Source organism: Klebsiella sp. (assembly GCF_027492335.1).
In the GTDB taxonomy this organism is placed as follows: domain Bacteria; phylum Pseudomonadota; class Gammaproteobacteria; order Enterobacterales; family Enterobacteriaceae; genus Klebsiella; species Klebsiella huaxiensis.
Genome location: NZ_JAPUEW010000015.1, coordinates 1 through 24,459, shown reverse-complemented (window position 1 = coordinate 24,459; position 24,459 = coordinate 1). Strand labels below are relative to the sequence as shown.

The window sequence follows — 24,459 nt, the reverse complement described above, 5'->3', positions numbered from 1 at the left end:
CTTTCTTGAGTGGCGGGAAAGCGGCTGGTTTGCTGGCATGTATTGAATAGAGATAGATGGATTCTCGATTGAGCAAATTATTTTTTGAGAATCCATTTATATTAGTCTTATAGAAATGGTGGTTATTATTGCCGTTCATGTCGCATCCGGCATAAAAGGCCTATATGAACAACCTGATTTTGAAATTCATCGTTTTCTATCAGCGTGTTATCTCTCCCCGTAAAGGATATCGCTGTGCTTATGGCGCTCTGCATCATACGCAAGGATGCTCGGGGGCGGTCAAAGAGATTATCCAACAGAAAGGTGTGATTGGCGGTTGGGGGGCGATTCGTCAGCGTTTCAGTGACTGTCGGCTTGCGGCTGAAAATTTGCAAAAACAAAAGCCTAAAGACGATCCGAAACGTAAAAAGGAGTGTGATGATTGTGGCCTTTCGGGCTGTGATGGCCAGTGTTGCACTTATCTGCCGGATTCATTACCGAAAATCCCTCTGCCAGATTTGGAGTGTCCCTGTGACTGCTCTTCCCTGCGTTTTAAAGGTTATCGCAGATAAAAAAAATCCCCGCCGTTTGGCAGGGACTTGAAATTTTGAGCTTTTTAAGCTTACAGGCTGTTTACGTTACCAGCTGCCGGGCCTTTAGCGCCGCTTTCGATGGTGAAGGAAACTTTCTGACCTTCGTCCAGAGATTTGTAGCCTTCGTTCTGGATAGCAGAGAAGTGTACGAACACGTCTTTAGAACCATCGTCAGGAGTGATGAAGCCGAAACCTTTGTCAGCGTTGAACCATTTTACGATACCAGTCATTTTACCGGACATAGCGAATTACCTTTAAAAAATAAATGAGCCTTTCGGCGTTACGGTCTGGACTACAGATTTGAAGCGATAAAGGGAAAGTTCACTACCGGGGTATCAACGATAACCTTTGAAGGACTGCTCTATTCGAATACTCTGTGGTCTTTAAATCAAACCTGCGAGCATTAACGCATTTTCGCGCCGTGATAGCAAACTTTTTTTTCACTGGCTTAAAAACGGTCCTTAACAGGACCGTCAGCCTGAACGAAGTATAGCCTAAATTGTTAGTCGATGATCTGTCTTGAAAGCTGTGGGTTCGCCTGAATAAGGCGCATTAATTTCATCTCGGTGGAAGAGGGTTTCAGGCGTCTCGATTCCCACTCTTGTACCATTGCTATGCTGACGCCCATGGCATTAGCGAAATCATCTATCTTGAGCCCGGTACCTTTGCGTAGCTGTTCAAATTCGCTGAATGTGGCGGACTTGCGCGTCAGGGTTGCCGCCTGTGCTTGATCTTTAAAAATAATCTGTTCCAGGTTGCTCATTAATTCAAATACGGGATCTTTATATTCCATTGAGAGCTCCTCTCTTTCATACAGCGGAGGTTGAAATTTGTAGAGCCTCTTAAGAATAGTCGCAAAAAAGATCTAAGAATGATCACGTAGGTGATTATTTGCCGACGCGGTTTCTTCTGATGGGTCATGGTCTGGGTAAGATGATGATTAATAATGGCGCCAGCCTGTTTAGAAAATTATTGTAAACAATTAAGAAGAAAAGCAGAAAAGGCCAGCGCGTTCCCGCTGGCCTTATGGATTACGCCTTTTGCAGCTTATCGACTTCACTCTGTGGGGCCGTGGATTGTCGTTGGCTCAGTTTGTATTTCGCCAACAGTGCGATGGCGGACAAGAACGCCGGGATGGCCAATAGAGTAAAAATAGTCTCGAATGATAGCTGAGCTTCCATTAGGAATACGCCGCTAAATGCGCCAAGAATGCCGCCAAAGCGCCCAATGCCCAGCATCCAGGCAACGCCAGTCGCGCGGCCTTGTGTTGGATAGAATCCAGCAGCTAACGCAGGCATCGACGATTGTGCGCCGTTCATAATACTACCCGCGATAAACACCATCACACCCATCAACAGCAGGCTGCTGGTTGAGAAACCGACCAGACAAACGAATACTCCGGTCAGCAGCCAACCTACGGCGACGACCTTGTTCGGGTTGATCTTATCCATCAATGCGCCGAGGATGAGCACGCCAATGCCGCCACCCAGCGGGAACAACGCGGTAATAATCGAGGCCTGGCTCATGGTTGCGCCGGTTTCGCGAATTAACAGCGGCAGCCAACTGGTCAGTAAATAGAAAATCAGCAGGCCCATGAAGTAGGTCAGGCAGAGCATTACGGTCCCCACGGCATAGCGTGGTGAGAAAATCACCCCAATGGCCGATTTCTCTTTTACCTGGCCCGCTTCGCGTAGTTCAAACTCGGCCTGTTCGGGGATGGGGGCAATACGGCGCAGGATAGCGGCGATACGCTGAGCAGGTTGCTGCTTGACCACCATATATCGCGCTGATTCGGGTAAGAGAAACATCAGCACTACCGCTAACAGCAGCGGCATCACGCCACCAAGCACCAGCACGCTTTGCCAGCCGTAGTGAGGGATCATCCAGGCGGAGAGGAAACCTCCCAGCGATGAGCCCATCGGAAAGCCGACAAACATCAGGTTAACCATCAGCGCCCGACGGCGCTCGGGGGCATATTCGCTCATCAGCGTCGCGGCGTTTGGCATGGCGGCACCCAGACCAAGACCGGTCAGAAAACGCAGTAGCGTCAATTGATTGAGGCTGGTAGCAAAGGCGGTTAGCAGGCTGAAACTACCGAAAACCACGATTGACATAATCAGCACTTTCTTACGCCCAACGCGGTCGGCTAGCGGTCCGGCTGTCAGCGCGCCGACGGCAAGCCCCACTAACGCGGCGCTCATCACCGGGCCTAACGCTGACTTTTCGACCCCCCATTCCTGTACAAGGTCGGAGGCAATAAAGCCGATTATCGCGGTATCGAACCCGTCCATAGCGACGGTGATAAAACATAAGGCCAGAATCATCCACTGGTATTTCGTGAAGGGATGTTCATTGATAAAAGCCTGAATATCGATGGTTGTTTTCTTCATGCGGCATTCCTGGCAGGCAGAGCGGGGGACAGCAATAGATTATTATTATCTCCCTCGCGGGCGTTGATGTTGTTTGTGCGATTATCGAACGAAATGTCGTTAATCGCTCATTTAATAAAATCATCGAACGGCATTTCAGGCAATGCAGGCTAGTCGGGAAGCGTGCGATTATCGTCCGCTTTGCTGATATAAAAGCAAAGATACGCAATAAATTTAAATAAAATCAGTTTGTTAATTCGATCTTAGCCTGGGCCAGGGATGGCGGTAATTGTGATGCACTTAACAGACGATATTATTGCGCGCTAAAACAGCGATAACCGGCATTTTAAGGAGGAAGATTGTCAGGAAAAGGTATCCTGCAAGGCCGACCTGGACTATCCTTGTCAGCGTCTGGCACGTGTGTGTCTGTTTGCGCTTTTTTTGGCTGAAAGGAGTAAAAAAATGGCGACAGGAAAGTCCTGCTCTCGCTGGTTTGCGGCTATTGCAGCCCTGTTAATGGTGGTTAGCCTGAGTGGATGTTTTGATAAAGAAGGCGATCAGCGCAAAGCGTTCATCGACTTCCTGCAAAATACGGCAATGCGTAGCGGCGAACGTCTGCCAACGCTGACCGCCGATCAGAAAAAACAGTTCGGGCCTTTCGTCTCCGATTATGCGGTGATTTATGGCTATTCACAGCAAGTGAGCCAGGCGATGGATGCCGGTCTGCGTCCGGTGGTTGATAGCGTAAATGCGATTCGTGTCCCGCAGGATTATATGACTCAGCGTGAACCGCTACGTCAGGCAAACGGCGCTTTAGGTGTATTAAGCCAACAGCTGGAAAACGCAAAAATGCAGGCGGACGCTGCCCATGGTGCGTTGAAACAGGGTGACGATCTCAAGCCGGTCTTTGACCAGGTTTATAACAAAGTGGTGACCGCACCGGCGAATGCGCTACAGCCGCTAATTCCAGCCGCGCAGGTATTTACCCAGCAGCTGGTGCAGGTGGGCGATTTTGTTGCTCAGCAGGAAGCACAGGTGAGCTTCGTGGCGAACGGTATTCAGTTCCCGACTTCACAGCAGGCCAGTCAGTATAATACGCTGATTGGGCCGCTGGCCGCTCAGCACCAGGCCTTTAACCAGGCATGGACTGCGGCAGTTAACGCAACCCGTTAACGGTTCTGACAACCCGGGCACGGCTTGACCCTGGCCCGGGTTTTCTTTTCTCACTTCACCTGCGGATTCACGCAGTTCTTCTCGACTTTGCCGTTCAGGGCATCAATCAGATTATCCACTGCGCAGGCCGCCATGTTATAGCGAGTCTCATGCGTTGCTGAGCCAATATGCGGCACCGCGACGACGTTCGGCAGGCTTAATAGTGGGGAATCTTTCGCCAGCGGCTCTTGTTCAAACACATCCAGCCCGGCGGCATAAATTTCACCTTCCTGCAGGGCGGTAATCAGCGCTTTCTCGTCAACCACCGGACCGCGTCCGGCGTTGATAAAGATGGCGGAAGATTTCATTTTGGCAAACTGTTCTTTACCAAACAGGTGATGGGTTTCTTCAGTCAACGGCAGGATCAGGCAGACAAAATCCGCTTCCTGTAACAGGGTGTCGAGATCGCAATAGCGGGCGTTGAAGCGCTTTTCCGCCTGCGGGTGCTGGCGGCGAGCGTTATAGAGAATCGGCATGCCGAAGCCCGCATGCGCACGTTGGGCGAGCGCCATCCCGATACGACCCATGCCGACGATCCCGAGGGTTTTGTGATGCACATCGTTGCCAAACCAGTCCGGACCGATGCTTTTGGTCCACTCTCCAGCCTTCACGCGGTTGGCAACTTCAACCACCCGACGTGCGGTGCTTAACACCAGCGCCATTACGGTATCGGCGACGGTTTCGGTCAGCACGGTCGGGGTGTGCATCAACAGCACCTTATGGGCATTCAGCGCATCGACGTCGAAGTTGTCGTAGCCGACGGAGATGGTTGAGGTCGCACGAAGCTTCGGCATTTTCTCCAGTAACGCGGTATCGACTTTTTCGCTGGAACCCAGCAGACCTACCGCTTCAGCGAACGCCGAGGCGTGCTGCGAAACGGTCTCCGGACTCAGGTTTTTGACCTGAGTGACGGTAAAGTGTTGTTCCAGACGCTGTTGCAGGTCGTCGGGAAGCGTTTTGTAGAGAATAACTGACGGCTTCATGCGGATCTCCGTTGTGTTAAGGGTTCAGGCGTGACGTGCGCCAAGTGGAAGTTTTTGATTGTTAGCAGGCTTAACAATCAGAGTAAGCCATACCGAGGCGAAAAGCGCCACTCCCATAAAAATGTACGATGCTGACGGGCTGCCAGTGGTGCCGTTCAGGTAGCCCACAAACCATGAACCGAAGAACGAACCGAGTGCACCCATGCTGTTGATCAGCGCCATCGCGCCCCCGGCCACGTTACGCGGCAGCATTTCAGGGATGATGGCGAAGAAAGGCCCGTACGGGGCGTACATCGCCGCACCGGCAATAACCAGCAGAATATAAGACACCCAGAAATGATCGCTGCCAACGGCCCAGGACCCCATAAAAGCAAAGGCGGCAATCAGCAACAGCGGCCAGACGAACAGCTTACGGTTCTGCATTTTATCGGATGCCCACGAGACAACGATCATCGCGATAGTCGCTGCCAGGTAAGGAACGGATGAGAGCCAGCCAACCTCGACCATACCCATATTTTCGCCGCCGCTGCGGATAATCGACGGCAGCCACAGAACGAAGCCGTAAACCCCGATGCTCCAGGCGAAGTACTGCATGCACAGCAGAACAACGTTGCGTGAGCGGAAGGCTTCTTTGTAGTTACGTACGGCTTTAATACCCTGCTGTTCACGTTCCAGTTGCTCTTGTAGCGCGGCTTTCTCGCTTTCGGCCAGCCAGTTCACCTGGGATGGTTTATCCTTCACCAGCACCCACCAGCAGAAAGCCCAAAGGATCGCCGGGACACCTTCGATGATAAACATTTCACGCCAGCCTAAGGCCTGAATCAGATAGCCGGAAACCACCGACATCCACAGTACCGTGACCGGATTGCCGAGGATCAGGAAGGTATTGGCCCGCGAACGTTCAGATTTAGTAAACCAGTTGCTGATGTAAATTAGCATCGCCGGCATCACCGCCGCCTCAACGACGCCAAGAATAAAGCGGATCGCCGCCAGCGCGGGAATGTTGTGCACCATCCCGGTCAGCGAGGCACAGCCGCCCCACAGAATCAGGCAGATAAAAATCAGTTTGCGCACGCTGCGGCGTTCCGCATAAATGGCGCCGGGGATCTGGAAGAAGAAGTAGCCAAGGAAGAACAGCGCCCCCAGCAGGGAAGAAACCCCCTTGGTAATGCCCAGATCTTCAGTAATTCCCGCCGCCGAAGCGAAGCTAAAGTTGGCGCGGTCGAGGTACGCCAGGCTATACGTGATAAACACGATAGGCATGATGTACCACCAGCGTTTTGTTGCATTCGTCGAGCTTTTCATAGACTTGCCTCTGTTAGTGAGGTGACATTCATCATCGATAAGGTGCGTTACGCCGCGCTGTATGTAGGGTACAGGACGGCTATGACATTGTGCTGAACCGGATTATTCGCCCAGCGCTTTGCGGGTGGGTAATCCTTCGCTATCCCCCTGGACCTGGATGGCTAGCGAACCAATTTTATTACCGCGTTGTACCGCCTGGCGCAGTGGATGGCCTTCCAGCAGGGCGCTAATGACCCCGACGGCAAAACCATCGCCTGCGCCGACGGTATCGACGACGTTATCTACTTTTATCGCCGCCACGGCTCCTTGTTCGCCATCGGCAGTTTTATACCAGGCACCATCAGAACCGGTCTTAATTACCACCGTGCGCACGCCGCGGGTGAGATAGAAGTCCGCGATGGCTTCCGGTGTCTGCTGACCGGTCAGAATCATCCCTTCTTTTAAGCCGGGCAGAACCCAGTCGGCCTGAAAAGCAAGCTGGTTCAGTTTTTCCACCATCTCGGCTTCGCTTTTCCACAGCGTCGGACGCAGATTGGGGTCGAATGAGAGAGTTTTTCCCTGAGCCTTCATGGTACGTGCCGCGTGATCCAGCAGGGCGTACGAGCTTTCCGACAGCGCGGCTGCCACGCCGCTTAAATGCAGGTGACGAGCGCTGGCGAAATACGCTTCGTTAAAATCATCCGGCGAAAGATGGCTGGCGGCGGAACCTTTGCGGAAATATTCCACAATGGGATCGGTTCCATTTTCGACTTTAGATTTCAGCTGAAAACCGGTAGCGTAGCGGCCATCTTTGCTTACGCCGCATGCGTCGATACCCTCTTTCGCCAGCGTATTGAGAACGAAACGGCCAAAGCTATCCTCGCCGACGCGGCTCACCCAGCCGACGCTTAAGCCCAGGCGGGCCAGGCCGGTGGCGACGTTCAGCTCCGCACCCGCCACGCGTTTCATAAAATGTTCGACATCAGCCAGTTCACCGGTTTCGGTAGCGACAAACATCGCCATGGCTTCGCCTATGGTGATGACATCTAACGCTTTCTGCATAATTTAATCCTCACGTAGCAGGTTGACGTAGCGGCGGGTCACGGCCGTCAGGTCATGGCCAGTCAGCGGAAATTCGATCCCGCGTGGGGCATCGGCGGGCAGCTTGTCGAGCAGCGCCAGCCAGCGGTCGGACGCTTCGTCCGGCGGTACGGCGCGAAAATGCGAACGATGCGGCTCGGCTGCCTTGACGTGAATATAGCTGACGGCAGGAGCCAGCTGGCGTGCGGCCTCTTCCGGCGAGTCGCCGACCCACAACCAGTTGCCCATATCAAAGGTCAGGGTGATCGGCAGTTGGTTAACCCGGCAGGCGGCTTTGAAGCGCTGCATCGGCGCCAGGTGGCCGCAGTCGGTTTGATCGTTTTCCACCACCAGTGCCATTCCGCTCTCCTGCAGAATATCGCGCAGGGTTTCGAGGTCGTCATGACGGGTAAAGTGGCCCAATGAGAGCTTCAGCCACAGCGCGTTGAGAGTTTGCGCCTCCTGTAAAAATCCGGCGAGATGCGGGTTGAGCGATCCGTCAACGGCAAACAGGGCTTCTGGCGCGGAGTAACAGGCCAGCAGGCCGCGATGCTCAATGTCAGCGGCGAGTTGTGGCAGGCGATTTAGTTCATCAGCGCTAAACAGTTCGCGGCGAATTTCTACGCCGTCCGCACCGGAACCAGCGATAAACGGCAGTACGGCGGACTGTCCACCCAGCGCCTTAACGTGGTCATTCCCGTACGCGGCGGTTACGACAATAATTTTTCTGGCCATCCCAACACTCCCGGCGATTATATAATGCGTTGTTTATTACGCTAGATGGTATCGGTTCCAAAGCAAAGGTTAAGATGTTCAATTTATGATCGCCATCACGAAGGATCGTTAGCGGGAGGTGGAGCCTCTGACGATTAGCTCGCCGGAAAACACGCGTTCACAGACCGGGTCATTGCTACCAGCAATCCGGCGCACCACCTGTTCGACGGCGGCGAAGCCAATCTGCCAGGTCGGTTGCTTGAGGGTGGTAATCCCCACGCCCGCCAGCTCGGCCCACTCCAGCTCATCGAAGCCCAGCAGGCCAATATCGCTGCCCCAAATCAGGCCAATGCGCTTAAGAGAGCGCGCAACTTGCAGGGTCAGCGCGCCGTTGGCGGAAATCACCGCCTTGCGCATTCCACGGTGGTGGGAGTGGAAATAGCGCAGGACGTTGTCGAGCATCGCGCCATCGTTGAGCGGGACTTCGGCATTTTCCGCGATGATGCCTGCATGATGCTGGAGCGTGTTGCGAAAGGCGCTCAGGCGCTCGCGGCGAGTGTTCACTGAACCGAGGGGTTCGCTGAGGAACAGCAACGCTTCAAAGCCTTTTTCCACCAGATGTTCGGTGGCGGTGGTGGCGGCCTGGGTATTATCGAGACCGACGACATCACAGGCGAACTCAGGAATTTTGCGGTCGATAAGCACCATCGGCAGCGCCGACTGCTGTAGCCGGTTTAGACCGTCTTCACGCATCCCGACTGCATTGACCACAATCCCCTCCACCTGGTAACTGCGCAGCAGGTCGAGATAGTGCAGTTCCTGGTCCAGTTCGTTATTGGTGTTACACACCAGCAGGGTAAAGCCTTTTTCGCGACAGGCGGCCTCGATGCCGCTGAGCACGTTGACGGAGTAGGGGTTGGTGATATCAGCGATGATCAGGCCAATCAGCCGGGTGCGGCCATGCTTCAGGCCGCGGGCCATCAGACTAGGACGGTAATCGAGCTCGGCAATCGCTTTTTCAATTCGCCCTAACAGATCGTCGGAAAGCAGATGCTTTTCGCCGTTCAGATAGCGTGAAATGCTGGTTTTGCCGGTCTTTGCGGCTTTCGCCACATCGCTGATGGTTGCTCGCGCCGCTTTCGCCATGGTGGCTTCCTTTGCTGAAATCTGCACACACCTTAGCGCGAAAATCCGCTATATCAAGCATTTTGCCCGGCGAGTACCGGGCAAAGGGGAGTTACTGCAACGGGCTAAGGGTGATTTCGACGCGACGGTTCTGCGCCTTACCTTCTGCGGTGCTATTGCTGGCGACCGGATTAGCCGGACCCATGCCGGTGGTGCGGATGCGGTTTGCCGCCACGCCCTGGGTGATCAGCGCGCTGGCGACGCTGTCGGCACGCTGCTGGGAGAGACGCATATTCAGCTCCTGGCTGCCTGTGCTGTCGGTGTAGCCAACGACGTTGACGGCAGTTTTCTCGTACTCTTTCAGTACCATCGCCACCCCTGTCAGGGTATTAGCACCCGCTGGTTTCAGGTTGGCGCTGCTGCTATCAAAGGTCACGTTGCTTGGCATATTCAGCACGATGTTGTCGCCATTTCGCGTCACGCTCACCCCGGTTCCCTGCATTTTCTCGCGCAGTTTCGCTTCCTGCACGTCCATGTAGTAGCCGATGCCACCACCCAACGCTGCCCCTGCCGCCGCGCCGATCAGCGCGCCTTTACCACGGTCATGTTTTGAGGAGGAGAGTGCGCCAATACCCGCGCCGACTAACGAACCGACACCTGCGCCGATGCCGGATTTACCCGCCTCGCGCTCGCCGGTGTAAGGGTTGGTGGTACAGCCTGAGATGACCAGTGTGCCGCTAACGATAGCCGCAATCATGAGTACGCGTTTTTTCATCTTATTCCTTAATCCTTTTTATTCTTTGCCACAGCGACCGTGACGGTTGATTATGACGCCCGAAGACGGAGAAAATTCCACAAAGAGCATCTCAATTTGTAAATAACATTGAACGGCCGAATAACAGGCCGTCATCACACCTGCTATCGCTGACCGGGAGCCTGCTTTGCCAACCTCATCTGCCACCAAAACCATCCTCACCGCAGCCCACTGGGGGCCCATGCTGGTCGAAACCGATGGCGAAAATGTCATCTCATCGCGAGGGGCAATTGACACGCCTTTCGCTAACTCCCTACAAACCGCAGTACGCGACCAGGTGCACAGCAAAACTCGCGTACGTTATCCGATGGTGCGTAAAGGGTTTCTCGCTTCGCCGGAGCGTCCGCAGGGTGTGCGCGGTCAGGATGAGTTCGTGCGGGTGAGCTGGGAACAGGCGCTGGATTTGATTCACGCTCAGCATAGACGTATTCGTGATAGCTATGGCCCGACATCTATCTTCGCTGGCTCCTATGGCTGGCGATCCAACGGCGTATTGCACAAAGCGGCGACGTTGCTTCAGCGCTATATGAGCCTGGCGGGCGGCTATACCGGGCATCTGGGGGATTATTCCACCGGCGCAGCGCAGGCGATCATGCCGTACGTGGTCGGCGGCAATGAGGTTTATCAACAGCAGACCAGCTGGCCGATGGTGCTTGAGCATAGCGATGTGGTGGTGCTGTGGAGCGCCAACCCGCTGAATACGCTGAAAATTGCCTGGAATGCCTCCGATGAGCAGGGGGTCCCATGGTTCGACCAATTGCGTCAGAGCGGGAAACGAGTGATCTGCATCGATCCGATGCGATCGGAAACGGCGGAATTTTTTGGCGATGCGGCGGAGTGGATCGCCCCGCATATGGGCACCGACGTTGCGTTGATGCTAGGCATCGCCCATACGCTGGTGGAAAACGGCTGGCAGGATGACGAGTTTTTGGCCCGCTGTACTAGCGGCTATGATGTTTTTGCCCGCTATCTGAACGGTGAAAGCGATGGGACGCCAAAAACGGCAGAGTGGGCGGCGGCGATCTGCGGCGTTAGTGCGGATAAAATTCGCGAACTGGCAAAATTATTCCACGAAAACACGACTATGCTGATGTCCGGCTGGGGGATGCAGCGTCAGCAGTTTGGTGAGCAAAAACACTGGATGCTGGTGACGTTGGCGGCGATGCTCGGGCAGATTGGTACCGAGGGCGGGGGCTTTGGCCTTTCCTACCATTTTGCCAACGGCGGCAACCCCACGCGCCGCGCTGCAGTGCTGGCTTCAATGCAGGGCAGCGTGGCGGGCGGCACCGATGCGGTAGAAAAAATTCCGGTCGCCCGCATCGTCGAGGCGCTGGAAAACCCCGGAGCGGCTTATCAGCACAATGGTATGGAGCGCAGCTTCCCGGATATTCGTTTTATCTGGTGGGCGGGCGGCGCTAACTTTACCCATCATCAGGATACCAATCGACTGATTCGCGCCTGGCAGAAGCCGGAGCTTATCGTGATTTCCGAATGCTTCTGGACCGCGGCGGCGCGCCATGCCGATATTGTGTTGCCCGCCACCACCTCCTTTGAACGCAACGATATGACCATGACTGGCGATTACAGCAACCAGCATCTGGTGCCGATGAAGCGGGTGGTCGCGCCGCGCGATGAAGCGCGCGATGATTTCGATGTGTTTGCCGACCTCAGCGAACGCTGGGAAGAGGGCGGTCGTGAACGCTTTACTGAAGGGAAAAGCGATGTGCAGTGGCTGGAGACGTTCTACCAGGTTGCCGCCCAGCGCGGGGCTGCGCAACAGGTGACGCTGCCGCCGTTCGCTCAGTTCTGGCAGGCGAATCAGCTGATTGAGATGCCGGAAAATCCAGAGAACGCACGTTTTGCCCGTTTTTCCGCCTTCAGGGCCGATCCGCAGGCGAATCCGCTGAAGACCGCCAGTGGCAAAATTGAGATTCACTCCTCAACTATCGCCGGTTTTGCTTATCCGGATTGCCCGCCGCATCCCATGTGGCTGGAGCCGGATGAGTGGCACGGCAACGCGCAGGAAGGTCAGCTACAGGTGCTGTCAGCACATCCGGCGCATCGTCTTCACAGCCAGCTCAACCATACCTCGCTGCGCGAGCAGTACGCGGTGGCGGGCCGTGAACCGCTAACGCTTCACCCGCAGGATGCGCAGGCGCGCAATATCGCCGATGGCGATCTGGTTCGGGTGTGGAATTCGCGCGGCCAGGTGCTGGCCGGTGCGGTGGTGACCGACGGCATTCGTCCAGGGGTCATCTGTTTACATGAAGGGGCGTGGCCCGATCTTGACGCCCTGGCGGGTATCTGCAAAAACGGTGCGGTGAACGTCCTGACCAAAGACATTCCGACATCGCGGCTGGGCAACGGCTGCGCCGGAAATACGGCGCTGGCCTGGCTGGAAAAATATACCGGACCCGCGCTTACGCTGACGGCATTTGATCCGCCGACCAATGCATAATCCAGGTCGGATGCTGGGTTTCATCCTGCCATGCGCAGTCTTCAATGCGAAAGCCCTGTGCATGGTAGAAATTCACTGCCCGGACGTTTTTCTGGTATACCTCAAGGCTTAGCCAGTCGTAGTGCTTTTTGACTTCATTGATCAACGCGCTGCCGATGCCCTGCCTGGCGGCATCAGGCGCGACGAACAACGCACCGATAAAGCGCGACTCCATCACGCTGATAAAGCCCTTTAGCACGCCGTCCTGCTCCCAACCCCAAGTGCAGGCGGCGGGAAGATACACATCCCGCACTATCGCGATGCTGTCATGCCAGTAGCTCTCGGCGATAAACGGATGCGCATAAATAGTACTTTCCAGCCACAATTCGATTAGCGGGCCAGTATCGTTAGCGTCCCAATTGCGGATCATCCTGACCTCCGGGGTGACAGAAGCAGCCGGTAACATGGTCGTTGACCAGGCCACAGGCCTGCATAAAGGAGTAGCAGATAGTCGAACCGACAAATTTAAAACCCCGCTTTTTCAGCGCTTTCGACAAAGCGTCGGAAGCTGGAGTGGTGGTGGGGATTTCTGCCAGCGTCGCCGCAGCGGTGACCTGAGGATGATTGTCGACGAACGACCAGACAAAATCTGCGAAAGGCTCGCCATTTTTTTCCATCGCCAGAAAAGCACGGGCGTTGCCGATGATGGCCTGAATTTTCCCGCGGTGGCGAATAATACCAGCATCAAGAACCAGGCGTTCAACATCCGCCTCATCCATGGCCGCCACGCGAACCGGGTCGAACTGGTGAAAGGCACGGCGATAGTTTTCACGTTTTTTCAGCACCGTTATCCACGACAGCCCTGCCTGCTGACCCTCAAGGCAAATCATTTCAAACAGCCGGGCAGGGTTCTTTTCCGCGACGCCCCACTCGCTATCGTGGTACTGAATGTATAAAGGATCCTGACTCACCCATCCACAACGTTCCATTTGCCTCTCCCTTTTGTCATAAAAGTTGTCTGTTCACCTTGACGGCTGAAAGATAAAGATAATAGTTAATACAGGGTTATTATTGCCAACACGGGGATAAGACACCCCCATAAAAAAACACAGCAACCTTGCCGTTTCGGCTCTTTTTGGAGTCGCATTAATGATAATAAAGAAATGCAATGGCCTCCGGGGGTTTATCATCCCGGCGTGCGTATCCGTCTGGGCGTCGTGTGTTGCCGGAGCGAATGCCTGGCAACAGGAATATATCGCTATCGATACAAGAAGTAATACTCCGGAACGCTATACATGGGATAGCGATCACCAACCGCGCTACGAAGATATTCTTGCGGAGCGGATCAATGCGTCCGATGATCCTGCTGGCCTGGCGTTCAACCAGGCGGTATCGCCACCAGATAACGTACATGGCATGAGCGTCGGCTGGAACTTCGCTCTGGCAAACGGTATCACCTCCGGCCCGGTAGCCAGTTTACGCAGCGATCTGACATCGCCTCCTGATTCCCGTAATGCTACCGGAACTGGCTACGTGAATACGCTGGGCTGGCGGGTCGATTATCAGGAACTGTGGGGTGTTCACCCGTGGGCGCAGGTGAGCTATAACCAGACGCTCTCAGCCGATCCTGTGGGCGCGAATCGCACGCAGGAAGGAGCCTGGCGAGATGTGACCTTCGGTGCGGATATGTCGCTCAACTCCCATCTTGCCGCCTGGGCGGCGCTGTCGCAGGCGGATAATTTGCCCACCGGGGCGAATTATCTCTATCTGATGGGGGTGAGCGCCAATTTTTAATTTATCCGCATCATGTATGATGCAATTATTTAACTTATCAATCACAGGAATGAAGCACCTTCCTGCGATAGCAGGTACTAACTTTTTGGAAATTATTTAAGGCGTGAATGTTTTTCAATGTCATTCATTCCGCCTTTAATGCATTTCATTCCGTGGTGGCGGCAGCTCATGCCTTTTCCCCCCTGGTTTACCGGGGGCTTCGTTATTGTGGCGGCAGTTAATTCTTCAGGACAACTGCTATGAACGCTGCAAACCGTCAATACACCCGCTGGCTTACGCTGCTCGGCACTATCATTACGCAATTCGCGCTGGGATCGGTTTATACATGGAGTTTGTTCAATAGTTCTCTTTCCGCCAAGCTGGATGAGCCGGTGAGCCAGGTGGCGTTCTCATTTGGTCTGTTAAGCCTCGGCCTGGCGCTCTCCTCATCCGTTGCGGGTAAATTACAGGAACGTTTTGGCGTCAAACGCGTCACCATGGCTTCCGGCGTTCTGCTGGGCCTCGGTTTCTTCCTTACCGCTCACTCGAATAGCCTGATGATGCTGTGGCTGAGCGCGGGCCTGCTGGTGGGGCTGGCGGACGGCGCAGGTTATCTGCTGACGCTGTCGAACTGCGTCAAATGGTTTCCGGAACGTAAGGGACTGATTTCGGCCTTCTCTATCGGTTCTTATGGCCTCGGCAGTCTCGGTTTTAAATTTATTGATACCCATCTGCTGGCGACGGTCGGTCTTGAGAAAACCTTTATCATCTGGGGCGCTATTGTGCTGGTGATGATTGTCTTTGGCGCGACGCTGATGACTGATGCACCAAACCATACCGCCACCGCAAGCAATGGAGTTGTTGAAAATGACTTCACTCTTGCCGAATCGATGCGTAAACCGCAGTACTGGATGTTGGCGGTGATGTTCCTGACTGCCTGCATGAGTGGCCTGTACGTGATTGGGGTAGCGAAAGATATTGCTCAGGGGATGGTGCATCTTGATATCACAACGGCAGCAAATGCGGTCACCGTGATTTCCATTGCCAACCTTAGCGGTCGTCTGGTACTGGGTATTCTGTCAGATAAAATCTCGCGTATCCGGGTGATTACCATCGGCCAGGTTGTGTCGCTCATTGGTATGGCCGCGCTGCTGTTCGCACCGCTTAACGCTATCACCTTCTTCGCCGCCATTGCCTGTGTCGCTTTCAATTTCGGCGGGACGATTACCGTATTCCCATCACTGATTAGCGAGTTCTTTGGCCTGAATAACCTGGCGAAAAACTACGGTGTGATTTATCTGGGCTTTGGTATTGGTAGTATTTGTGGTTCGCTGATTGCTTCCCTGTTCGGCGGTTTCTACGTGACCTTCTGCGTTATCTTCGCGCTGCTGATTCTTTCTCTGGCGCTTTCTACCACCATTCGCCAGCCGAAAAGCGAGGTTTATCGCGAGGCCCATGCCTGAAGTGGGGCGTCGTCGTATTCCTGATTAATCACCTAAGCAAATAGTGCCTATCCAACCAAATGTTTTGTAAATGTTTGGTTGGATCACATTCCCTCCTGATACTTTTTCCTTCTGCTGTGGTCTACTTAGCGCGCTTTGTAGAGGTTTCTTATAACCAAGCTAAACGCACTTTATTAACCTGCTTACTTATATCGCTTAAGTCGGGCGGTTTTATCTCTTCGTTTTCCAGGTTTTTTGCATGAAATACATTAAAACGATGACGCAGCTGAAGCTCAGTATCTGGCTGGCGCTGTACATCGGCTGGTTTATGAACGCTGCCGTATTCTTCCGTCGCTTCGAAGGTTACGCTCAGGAATTTACCATCTGGAAAGGACTCTCAGGTGCAGTAGAATTGGTAGGGACCGCGCTGGTCACCTTCTTCCTGCTGCGTATTTTGTCGCTATTTGGACGCCGTATCTGGCGCATCCTTGCAACCTTAGTTGTTATATTCTCTGCCGCTGCCAGTTATTACATGACCTTCCTGAACGTTGTGATTGGCTATGGGATTATTGCGTCGGTGATGACGACGGACATCGACTTGTCCAGAGAGGTCATCGGCTGGCATCTGATTCTCTGGCTGGTACTGATGAGCGCGCTGCCGCTGCTGCTTATCTGGAGTAACCGCTGCCGCTTCACGCTGTTACGGCAAATTCGTACGCCTGGTCAGCGGATGAAGAATATTACCATCGTGGTGCTGGCCGGTCTGATGGTCTGGGGACCAATTCGCCTGCTGGAAGTCCGTCAGAAGAACTTTGAACGTAGCTCAGAGGTTGATCTGCCAAGCTACGGCGGGGTGGTGGCCAACTCTTATCTGCCGTCTAACTGGCTTTCGGCGCTAGGGTTGTATGCCTGGGCGCAGGTCGATGAGTCTTCAGATAATAAATCCCTGATTAACCCAGCAAAGAAATTCACCTACGTCGCGCCTGAAGGGCTGGATGACACCTATGTGGTGTTTATCATCGGCGAAACCACCCGCTGGGATCATATGGGCATTCTGGGTTATAACCGGAACACTACGCCGAAGCTGGCGCAGGAGAAAAACCTGGTCGCCTTCCGCGGCTACTCCTGCGATACCGCCACGAAGCTGTCGCTGCGCTGCATGTTTGTGCGTCAGGGCGGGGCGGATGATAATCCACAGCGGACGCTGAAAGAGCAGAACGTGTTCGCGGTCCTGCATCAACTTGGCTTTACCGGCGACCTGTATGCGATGCAGAGCGAGATGTGGTTCTACAGCAACACAATGGCTAACAATATTGCCTATCGCGAGCAGATTGGCGCTGAGCCGCGCAACCGCGGTAAGAGCGTTGACGACATGCTACTGGTTGACGAGATGCAGCGCGGGCTGGCGAAGAATCCAAACGGTAAGCATCTGATTATTTTGCATACTAAAGGCTCGCACTTTAACTATACCCAGCGCTATCCGCGCAGCTTTGCCCAATGGCAGCCGGAATGCGTGGGCGTTGATAACAAGTGTTCGAAGGCTGAGCTGATTAATTCGTACGATAACAGCGTGACCTATGTCGATCACTTTATCGTCAGCGTGCTGGACCAACTGCGGGATAAGAAAGCGATTGTTTTCTACGCGGCTGACCACGGTGAGTCCATCAACGAGCGTGAGCACCTCCACGGTACGCCGCGCAAGATGGCGCCGCCGGAGCAGTTCCGTGTGCCGATGCTGGTGTGGATGTCGGATAAGTATCTGGAATCGCCTGACCATGCGGCTTCTTTTGCGCACCTGAAACAGCAGGCTGCAATGAAGGTACCGCGCCGTCACGTTGAGCTGTATGACACCATCATGGGTTGCCTTGGCTACACCTCGCCGGATGGTGGGATTAACCAGTATAACAACTGGTGTCACGTTCCTGACACAGCGGCGAAGAAGAAGGATTAACACAGTGGTGAGATTCTCGCCGCTTAAGTGAATTTTTCATAATAAGGCATTGACGGGTTTGCATCTCAGCAGTAAGATGCGCCCCGCATTCGGTGATTGGCGCAGCCTGGTAGCGCACTTCGTTCGGGACGAAGGGGTCGGAGGTTCGAATCCTCTATCACCGACCAAATTTGAAAAGCCTGCTCAACGAGCAGGCTTTTTTGCATTTGTAGCCCCGCTAAATTTCCGGCTACAGGTTCACTGTCGTCTACGGGCCGGTAGCCCGGACAGGTGCGTAGCACCGCCTCCGGGAAAATATGCAGCCTACTAAGAGTGTGAAAAAGCTCGCCCATCCCCATTTCCTGCCGCTTATTCGCTATTTTGTGACATCTTCCATTGTATTTTTTTATATATAGTCCGATCTTTTTTCGCGAAGCTTATGGATAACTTCAGCATTTTCCGCTGTGCGTTTTAACGTTCGCGCTATTTATCGCTCACATATTGGTCACATCGCAAGAAATTTTTACCATTTCCCATAATTGCTTATCACTATATCTCGAAAAATATTAAGGGATTTATTCTGTCTATTAGCCGCTAGCATAAATTTCTCTGCTGGAAATAGGGCTGTGCACTTTTTTTAATCTTTGCCCGCTGATTCTCACCCCGGATGTAAAACCAGGTTGGCTGTATTGACGTTTACCCATTCTGTTGACAGATTGTAGGGCATGAGGGGCATTTCATGGAGAATCCGTACTGCAACTCAGTCGTTTTTGCGAAAGGAATCCCCATCTCTCTCAACGCCTTCGGGCATCACCGACCGGACCGGGTAAAACATAAATAAAGGTCTGGCGGATATATGCAATGCAAACAACATCACATTTGGAGCAGAATAATGAGTATTTCCTTGAAAAAGTCAGGGATGCTGAAGCTTGGTCTGAGCCTGGTTGCCATGACCGTCGCAGCAAGCGTACAAGCGAAAACCTTGGTTTATTGTTCAGAAGGCTCGCCGGAAGGCTTTAACCCGCAGCTCTTCACCTCTGGCACCACCTATGACGCCAGCTCAGTGCCGATTTATAACCGCTTGGTTGAATTCAAAACCGGCACCACGGAAGTTATTCCGGGCCTGGCCGAGAAATGGGAAGTCAGCGAAGACGGTAAAACCTATACCTTCCATCTGCGTAAAGACGTGAAGTGGCAGGATAATAAAGATTTTAAACCGACTCGTGCGCTGAACGCCGATGACGTCGTCTTCTCGTTCGACAGACAAAAAAATACCAACAACCCGTACCATAAAGTGTCTGGCGGCAGCTATGAATACTTCGAAGGGATGGGGCTTTCCGACCTGATTAGCGAAGTGAAGAAAGTGGACGATAATACCGTCCAGTTCGTGCTAACTCGTCCGGAATCTCCGTTCCTCGCCGATCTGGCGATGGACTTTGCTTCTATCCTGTCAAAAGAGTATGCCGACAACATGCTGAAAGCCGGTACGCCGGAGAAAGTGGACCTGAACCCAATCGGTACCGGCCCATTCCAGCTGCTGCAATATCAAAAAGACTCCCGTATTCTCTATAAAGCTTTCCCGGGCTACTGGGGCACCAAGCCGCAGATCGATCGTCTTGTCTTCTCCATTACGCCTGATGCTTCCGTGCGCTACGCTAAGCTGCAGAAAAACGAGTGCCAGGTGATGCCGTACCCGAACCCGGCAGATATCGCGCGCATGAAGGAAGACAAAAACATCACTCTGATGGAGCAGCCAGGTCTGAACGTCGGCTACCTCTCTTTTAACACCGAGAAGAAACCGCTGGATGATGTCAAAGTTCGTCAGGCGCTGACCTACGCGGTAAATAAAGAAGCGATTATCAAAGCCGTTTATCAGGGCGCAGGCCAGGCCGCGAAGAACCTGATCCCGCCAACCATGTGGGGCTATAACGACGATGTTAAAGACTACACCTACGATCCAGAGAAAGCGAAAGCGCTGCTGAAAGAAGCGGGTCTGGAAAAAGGCTTCAGCATTGACCTGTGGGCGATGCCGGTACAGCGTCCGTACAACCCGAACGCACGCCGTATGGCAGAGATGATTCAGGCTGACTGGGCCAAAGTGGGCGTTCAGGCCAAGATTGTCACCTTCGAGTGGGGTGAGTACCTGAAGCGCGCGAAAGCGGGCGAACACCAGACCGTGATGATGGGCTGGACCGGCGATAACGGGGATCCGGATAACTTCTTCGCCACCCTGTTCAGCTGCGCGGCGGCGAAAGATGGTTCTAACTACTCTCGCTGGTGCTACAAGCCGTTTGAAGACCTGATTCAACCGGCTCGCGCAACCGACGACCACAACAAGCGTATTGAGCTGTACAAACAAGCTCAGGTGGTGATGCATGACCAGGCTCCGGCGCTGATCGTCGCTCACTCCACCGTCTATGAGCCAGTACGTAAAGAAGTCAAAGGCTACGTGGTCGATCCATTAGGTAAACACCACTTCGATAACGTCTCTATCGAATAATAAGCAATACGGTCCTCTCCTTTGAGGGAGAGGGCTGGGGTGAGGGTGGAGAAGCCGCCCCCTCACCCTTACTCTCTCCCCCTGTGGTGAGAGGGCGTTTACTTTTGTGAGCAATACAGACGTCCCGTCACCAGGCGGGCCGTCACTAGAGAGAATCCGGGTTATGTTGCAGTTCATTCTCCGACGTTTGGGACTTGTCATCCCAACATTTATCGGTATTACCCTTCTCACTTTTGCCTTTGTCCATATGATCCCCGGTGACCCGGTGATGATTATGGCGGGCGAACGTGGAATTTCCCCTGAACGTCACGCGCAGCTGCTGGCCGAGATGGGCCTTGATAAGCCGATGTGGCAGCAGTACGTCAACTATATTTGGGGCGTGATGCACGGTGATTTGGGCATCTCGCTGAAAAGCCGTATTCCCGTATGGGAAGAGTTCGTACCGCGCTTTAAGGCCACCATGGAACTGGGCGTCTGCGCGATGATTTTCGCCGTCGCCGTTGGGATCCCGGTAGGCGTGCTGGCAGCGGTCAAACGCGGCTCTATCTTCGATCACACCTCGGTTGGTCTCGCGCTGACCGGCTACTCCATGCCTATCTTCTGGTGGGGCATGATGCTGATTATGCTGGTGTCGGTACAACTCAACCTGACGCCGGTCTCCGGGCGTATCAGCGATACCGTGTTCCTTGACGATACCCTCCCGCTGACCGGGTTTATGCTGATTGATACCGCGATTTGGGGTGAGCCGGGCGACTTTATCGATGCGGTAATGCATATGATTCTGCCTGCCGTGGTGCTGGGCACCATCCCGCTGGCGGTGATTGTGCGTATGACCCGCTCGTCGATGCTGGAAGTGCTGGGTGAGGATTATATCCGTACCGCGCGCGCCAAAGGGCTGACGCGTATGCGGGTGATCATCGTTCATGCTCTGCGCAACGCGATGTTGCCGGTGGTCACAGTAATCGGGCTACAGGTTGGTACGCTGCTGGCGGGCGCTATCCTCACCGAAACCATCTTCTCCTGGCCGGGCCTTGGCCGCTGGCTGATTGACGCGCTGCAGCGCCGCGATTATCCGGTGGTGCAGGGTGGGGTACTGCTGGTCGCGACGATGATCATCCTCGTCAACCTGCTGGTAGACCTGTTGTACGGCGTGGTGAACCCGCGTATCCGGCATAAGAAGTAAGGGGCCACCATGTCACAAATTACTGAAAATAAAGCTGTTGCAGCGCCGGTGCCGATGACCCCTCTGCAGGAGTTCTGGCACTATTTTAAACGCAATAAAGGCGCCGTCGTGGGTCTGGTCTACGTGGCGGTCATGATTTTTATCGCCGTGTTTGCCAACTTCATTGCGCCCTATAACCCGGCGGATCAGTTCCGCGATACGCTGCTGGCCCCGCCGTTCTGGCAGGATGGCGGGAGCATAAGCCATCTGCTCGGTACCGACGACGTTGGCCGCGATATCCTGTCGCGTCTGATGTACGGCGCGCGCCTGTCGCTGCTGGTCGGCTGTCTGGTGGTGGTGCTGTCGCTGATCCTCGGCGTGGTGCTTGGTCTGGTTGCGGGCTACTTCGGCGGCGTTGTTGATTCTGTCATCATGCGCGTTGTTGATATTATGCTGGCCCTGCCGAGCCTGCTGCTGGCGCTGGTGCTGGTGGCTATCTTCGGCCCCTCAATCGTCAACGCCTCGCTGGCCCTGACCTTTGTCGCCTTGCCGCATTACGTACGTCTGACCCGCGCTGCGGTACTGGTGGAAGTGAACCGCGACTACGTGACTGCTTCTCGTGTGGCGGGCGCCGGGGCGATGCGCCAGATGTTCGTTAATATTCTTCCTAACTGCCTCGCACCGCTAATTGTTCAGGCGTCGCTGGGCTTCTCTAACGCCATTCTCGATATGGCTGCTCTTGGCTTCCTTGGCATGGGTGCGCAGCCGCCGACACCGGAGTGGGGCACGATGCTCTCCGACGTGTTGCAGTTCGCGCAGAGCGCCTGGTGGGTCGTCACCTTCCCGGGTGTCGCGATCCTGCTGACGGTGCTGGCATTTAACCTGATGGGTGACGGTCTGCGTGACGCGCTCGATCCCAAACTGAAGCAGTAAGAGGTTCGAGATGGCGTTATTAAATGTAGATAAATTATCGGTGCACTTCGGAGACGAAGGGACACCGTTCCGCGCCGTAGACCGCGTGAGCTACAGCGTAAATCAGGGTGAAGTGGTCGGCATCGTCGGTGAATCAGGATCGGGTAAATCGGTCAGTTCGCTGGCGATTATGGGCCTGATTGACTACCCCGGTCGGGTAATGGCTGAAAAGCTGGAATTTAACGGGCGCGACCTGAAGCGTATTTCCGAAAAAGAGCGCCGCCAACTGGTGGGCGCGGAAGTGGCGATGATCTTCCAGGACCCGATGACCAGCCTCAACCCGTGCTACACCGTGGGTTACCAGATTATGGAAGCCATCAAGGTGCATCAGGGCGGCAACAAGAAAACGCGTATCCAGCGGGCGATTGACCTGCTGACGCTGGTCGGTATTCCCGATCCGGCTTCTCGTCTTGATGTCTATCCGCACCAGCTTTCCGGTGGGATGAGTCAGCGTGTGATGATTGCGATGGCCATTGCCTGTCGGCCAAAGCTGCTGATTGCCGATGAACCCACAACGGCGCTGGATGTGACTATCCAGGCGCAGATCATCGAGCTGCTGCTGGAACTACAGCAGAAAGAGAATATGGCGCTGATCCTGATTACTCACGATCTGGCGCTGGTAGCCGAAGCGGCGCACAAAATTATTGTGATGTACGCCGGTCAGGTAGTGGAAACCGGCGATGCGAAGGATATCTTCCGCGCGCCGCGCCACCCGTACACCCAGGCGCTGCTGCGCGCGCTGCCGGAGTTTGCTCAGGATAAAGCGCGGCTGGCTTCGCTGCCGGGCGTGGTACCGGGGAAATACGACCGCCCGAACGGCTGTCTGCTTAACCCACGCTGCCCCTATGCAACAGACAAATGCCGCAGCGAAGAACCTGAACTGAACCTGCTGAGCGGCGGTCGCCAGTCAAAATGTCATTACCCACTTGATGATGCCGGGAGGCCTGGGCTATGAGTACGCATGAGGCCACCACGCAACAGCCTCTGTTGCTGGCCACCGATCTGAAAAAATACTATCCGGTGAAGAAAGGGCTATTTGCCCCGGAACGCCTGGTAAAAGCACTGGACGGCGTTTCGTTTACCCTTGAGCGCGGCAAAACGCTGGCAGTTGTCGGTGAATCCGGCTGCGGCAAGTCGACGCTCGGTCGTCTGCTAACGATGATTGAAATTCCCACCGGTGGCGAGCTTTACTACCAGGGGCAGGATCTGCTTAAGCACGATCCGCAGGCGCAGAAGCTGCGTCGGCAGAAAATCCAGATTGTGTTCCAGAACCCGTACGGTTCGCTGAACCCGCGTAAAAAAGTGGGGCAGATTCTGGAAGAGCCGCTGCAGATCAACACCAGCTTAAGCAAAGAGCAGCGGCGTGAGAAAGCGTTGGCGATGATGGCGAAAGTGGGCCTGAAAACGGAGCACTATGATCGCTATCCGCATATGTTCTCCGGCGGTCAGCGTCAGCGTATTGCTATCGCTCGCGGCCTGATGCTTGATCCGGACGTGGTGATCGCCGACGAACCGGTTTCTGCGCTGGACGTTTCGGTGCGTGCGCAGGTGCTGAACCTGATGATGGATTTACAGCAGGAGCTGGGGCTTTCTTACGTCTTTATCTCCCACGACCTGTCGGTGGTGGAGCACATTGCTGACGAAGTGATGGTGATGTATTTAGGCCGCTGCGTGGAGAAAGGGTCGAAGGACCAAATCTTCAACAACCCGCAGCATCCGTATACTCAGGCGCTGTTGTCAGCGACGCCGCGCCTGAACCCGGACGATCGTCGTGAGCGTATCAAGCTGACCGGCGAGCTGCCAAGCCCGCTGAATCCGCCTCCGGGCTGCGCGTTTAACGCCCGCTGCCGTCGCCGCTTCGGCCCATGCACCCAGCTTCAGCCGCAGCTGAAGGATTATGGCGGCCAACTGGTGGCCTGCTTTGCCGTCGATCAGGATCAAAACGGCGAGAAGCCGCTGAGCTGACTTTTGTATCCTGAATCAGGTATAGCCCCCGGCGGCGGGGGGCTACAAGTTCACAGCCGTCAGCGGTTTAGTAGATACTGTGAACGTCTGCAATCATTTTTAGTTGCCGGTGCTTTCTCCGGCTC

22 protein-coding genes and 1 tRNA gene are annotated in these 24,459 nt (G+C 54.5%); 12 read left to right on the top strand and 11 right to left on the bottom strand.

What is annotated here, in order from left to right; all coding sequences use genetic code 11:
* Window positions 1-164: 164 nt before the first annotated feature.
* Complete coding sequence (yidD, locus tag QVF11_RS06170) at window positions 165-551, top strand: membrane protein insertion efficiency factor YidD (protein ID WP_287855704.1); 387 nt, start codon at window positions 165-167, stop codon at window positions 549-551.
* Between the two features lie 50 nt (window positions 552-601).
* On the opposite strand, the gene cspE is transcribed toward yidD, so the two are convergent.
* The 3 genes from cspE to QVF11_RS06155 form a co-directional block, all read right to left on the bottom strand.
* Window positions 602-814 (bottom strand): transcription antiterminator/RNA stability regulator CspE, encoded by a 213-nt coding sequence (gene cspE, locus QVF11_RS06165; protein ID WP_110276250.1) that lies wholly within the window; start codon window positions 812-814, stop codon window positions 602-604.
* Between the two features lie 260 nt (window positions 815-1,074).
* Window positions 1,075-1,365: an HTH-type transcriptional regulator gene (locus tag QVF11_RS06160; protein WP_112215976.1), complete on the bottom strand. Its 291-nt coding sequence runs from the start codon at window positions 1,363-1,365 to the stop codon at window positions 1,075-1,077.
* Between the two features lie 238 nt (window positions 1,366-1,603).
* Window positions 1,604-2,962 (bottom strand): MFS transporter, encoded by a 1,359-nt coding sequence (locus tag QVF11_RS06155; RefSeq protein WP_142513412.1) that lies wholly within the window; start codon window positions 2,960-2,962, stop codon window positions 1,604-1,606.
* Between the two features lie 441 nt (window positions 2,963-3,403).
* Between QVF11_RS06155 and QVF11_RS06150 the strand changes: the two genes are divergently transcribed.
* The gene (locus tag QVF11_RS06150; protein WP_110276247.1) at window positions 3,404-4,114 is read left to right on the top strand and encodes a DUF3053 domain-containing protein; all 711 of its coding nucleotides are present in this window, start codon (window positions 3,404-3,406) and stop codon (window positions 4,112-4,114) included.
* Between the two features lie 50 nt (window positions 4,115-4,164).
* Here QVF11_RS06150 and ghrB read toward each other — a convergent pair whose 3' ends face one another.
* From ghrB to QVF11_RS06120, 6 genes are all read right to left on the bottom strand, one after another.
* Window positions 4,165-5,136, bottom strand: coding sequence for a glyoxylate/hydroxypyruvate reductase GhrB (ghrB, locus tag QVF11_RS06145; RefSeq protein ID WP_287855701.1), 972 nt, complete (start codon window positions 5,134-5,136; stop codon window positions 4,165-4,167).
* 24 nt (window positions 5,137-5,160) lie between these two features.
* The gene (locus tag QVF11_RS06140) at window positions 5,161-6,441 is read right to left on the bottom strand and encodes an MFS transporter (protein WP_112215979.1); all 1,281 of its coding nucleotides are present in this window, start codon (window positions 6,439-6,441) and stop codon (window positions 5,161-5,163) included.
* A gap of 102 nt (window positions 6,442-6,543) precedes the next feature.
* Complete coding sequence (locus tag QVF11_RS06135; protein ID WP_112215980.1) at window positions 6,544-7,482, bottom strand: sugar kinase; 939 nt, start codon at window positions 7,480-7,482, stop codon at window positions 6,544-6,546.
* A gap of 3 nt (window positions 7,483-7,485) precedes the next feature.
* Complete coding sequence (locus QVF11_RS06130) at window positions 7,486-8,235, bottom strand: sugar phosphate isomerase/epimerase family protein (RefSeq protein ID WP_112215981.1); 750 nt, start codon at window positions 8,233-8,235, stop codon at window positions 7,486-7,488.
* A 108-nt stretch (window positions 8,236-8,343) separates the two neighbouring features.
* Complete coding sequence (locus QVF11_RS06125) at window positions 8,344-9,360, bottom strand: LacI family DNA-binding transcriptional regulator (protein WP_112215982.1); 1,017 nt, start codon at window positions 9,358-9,360, stop codon at window positions 8,344-8,346.
* Window positions 9,361-9,451: 91 nt separating this feature from the next.
* Window positions 9,452-10,114, bottom strand: coding sequence for an OmpA family lipoprotein (locus QVF11_RS06120; RefSeq protein WP_142513408.1), 663 nt, complete (start codon window positions 10,112-10,114; stop codon window positions 9,452-9,454).
* 166 nt (window positions 10,115-10,280) lie between these two features.
* Here QVF11_RS06120 and QVF11_RS06115 point away from each other — a divergent pair, with 166 nt between their 5' ends.
* Window positions 10,281-12,611, top strand: coding sequence for a molybdopterin guanine dinucleotide-containing S/N-oxide reductase (locus tag QVF11_RS06115; RefSeq protein WP_287855698.1), 2,331 nt, complete (start codon window positions 10,281-10,283; stop codon window positions 12,609-12,611).
* Here QVF11_RS06115 and QVF11_RS06110 read toward each other — a convergent pair.
* Together QVF11_RS06110 and tag are read right to left on the bottom strand one after the other, a co-directional pair.
* A complete protein-coding gene (locus QVF11_RS06110; RefSeq protein WP_112215985.1) occupies window positions 12,574-13,020 on the bottom strand; it encodes an N-acetyltransferase in 447 nt (148 codons plus the stop codon). The two genes, QVF11_RS06115 and QVF11_RS06110, sit on opposite strands and share 38 nt — an antisense overlap.
* The gene (gene tag / locus QVF11_RS06105) at window positions 12,998-13,579 is read right to left on the bottom strand and encodes a DNA-3-methyladenine glycosylase I (protein ID WP_112215986.1); all 582 of its coding nucleotides are present in this window, start codon (window positions 13,577-13,579) and stop codon (window positions 12,998-13,000) included. Before tag ends, QVF11_RS06110 begins: the two co-directional genes overlap by 23 nt.
* A gap of 160 nt (window positions 13,580-13,739) precedes the next feature.
* Here tag and QVF11_RS06100 point away from each other — a divergent pair, with 160 nt between their 5' ends.
* The 9 genes from QVF11_RS06100 (at window position 13,740) to dppF (ending at window position 24,334) form a co-directional block, all read left to right on the top strand.
* Window positions 13,740-14,384: an autotransporter outer membrane beta-barrel domain-containing protein gene (locus tag QVF11_RS06100; protein WP_287855695.1), complete on the top strand. Its 645-nt coding sequence runs from the start codon at window positions 13,740-13,742 to the stop codon at window positions 14,382-14,384.
* Window positions 14,385-14,623: 239 nt separating this feature from the next.
* Entirely contained in the window at window positions 14,624-15,826 is a 1,203-nt protein-coding gene (locus tag QVF11_RS06095) for an L-lactate MFS transporter (protein WP_142513406.1), read from the top strand.
* A gap of 238 nt (window positions 15,827-16,064) precedes the next feature.
* A complete protein-coding gene (gene eptB / locus QVF11_RS06090) occupies window positions 16,065-17,756 on the top strand; it encodes a kdo(2)-lipid A phosphoethanolamine 7''-transferase (protein WP_112215989.1) in 1,692 nt (563 codons plus the stop codon).
* 90 nt (window positions 17,757-17,846) lie between these two features.
* Window positions 17,847-17,923, top strand: a tRNA-Pro gene (locus QVF11_RS06085).
* A gap of 704 nt (window positions 17,924-18,627) precedes the next feature.
* Window positions 18,628-20,235, top strand: coding sequence for a dipeptide ABC transporter periplasmic-binding protein DppA (gene dppA, locus QVF11_RS06080; RefSeq protein WP_287855691.1), 1,608 nt, complete (start codon window positions 18,628-18,630; stop codon window positions 20,233-20,235).
* A gap of 163 nt (window positions 20,236-20,398) precedes the next feature.
* Complete coding sequence (dppB, locus tag QVF11_RS06075) at window positions 20,399-21,418, top strand: dipeptide ABC transporter permease DppB (protein WP_112215991.1); 1,020 nt, start codon at window positions 20,399-20,401, stop codon at window positions 21,416-21,418.
* A 9-nt stretch (window positions 21,419-21,427) separates the two neighbouring features.
* On the top strand, window positions 21,428-22,330 hold the full coding sequence (gene dppC, locus QVF11_RS06070) for a dipeptide ABC transporter permease DppC (RefSeq protein ID WP_142465468.1): 903 nt from the start codon (window positions 21,428-21,430) through the stop codon (window positions 22,328-22,330).
* 10 nt (window positions 22,331-22,340) lie between these two features.
* Entirely contained in the window at window positions 22,341-23,324 is a 984-nt protein-coding gene (gene dppD, locus QVF11_RS06065; RefSeq protein WP_112215993.1) for a dipeptide ABC transporter ATP-binding protein, read from the top strand.
* Window positions 23,321-24,334: a dipeptide ABC transporter ATP-binding subunit DppF gene (gene dppF, locus QVF11_RS06060; protein ID WP_154682437.1), complete on the top strand. Its 1,014-nt coding sequence runs from the start codon at window positions 23,321-23,323 to the stop codon at window positions 24,332-24,334. The genes dppD and dppF overlap by 4 nt, the downstream gene beginning before the upstream one ends.
* The last annotated feature ends 125 nt before the right edge of the window (window positions 24,335-24,459 follow it).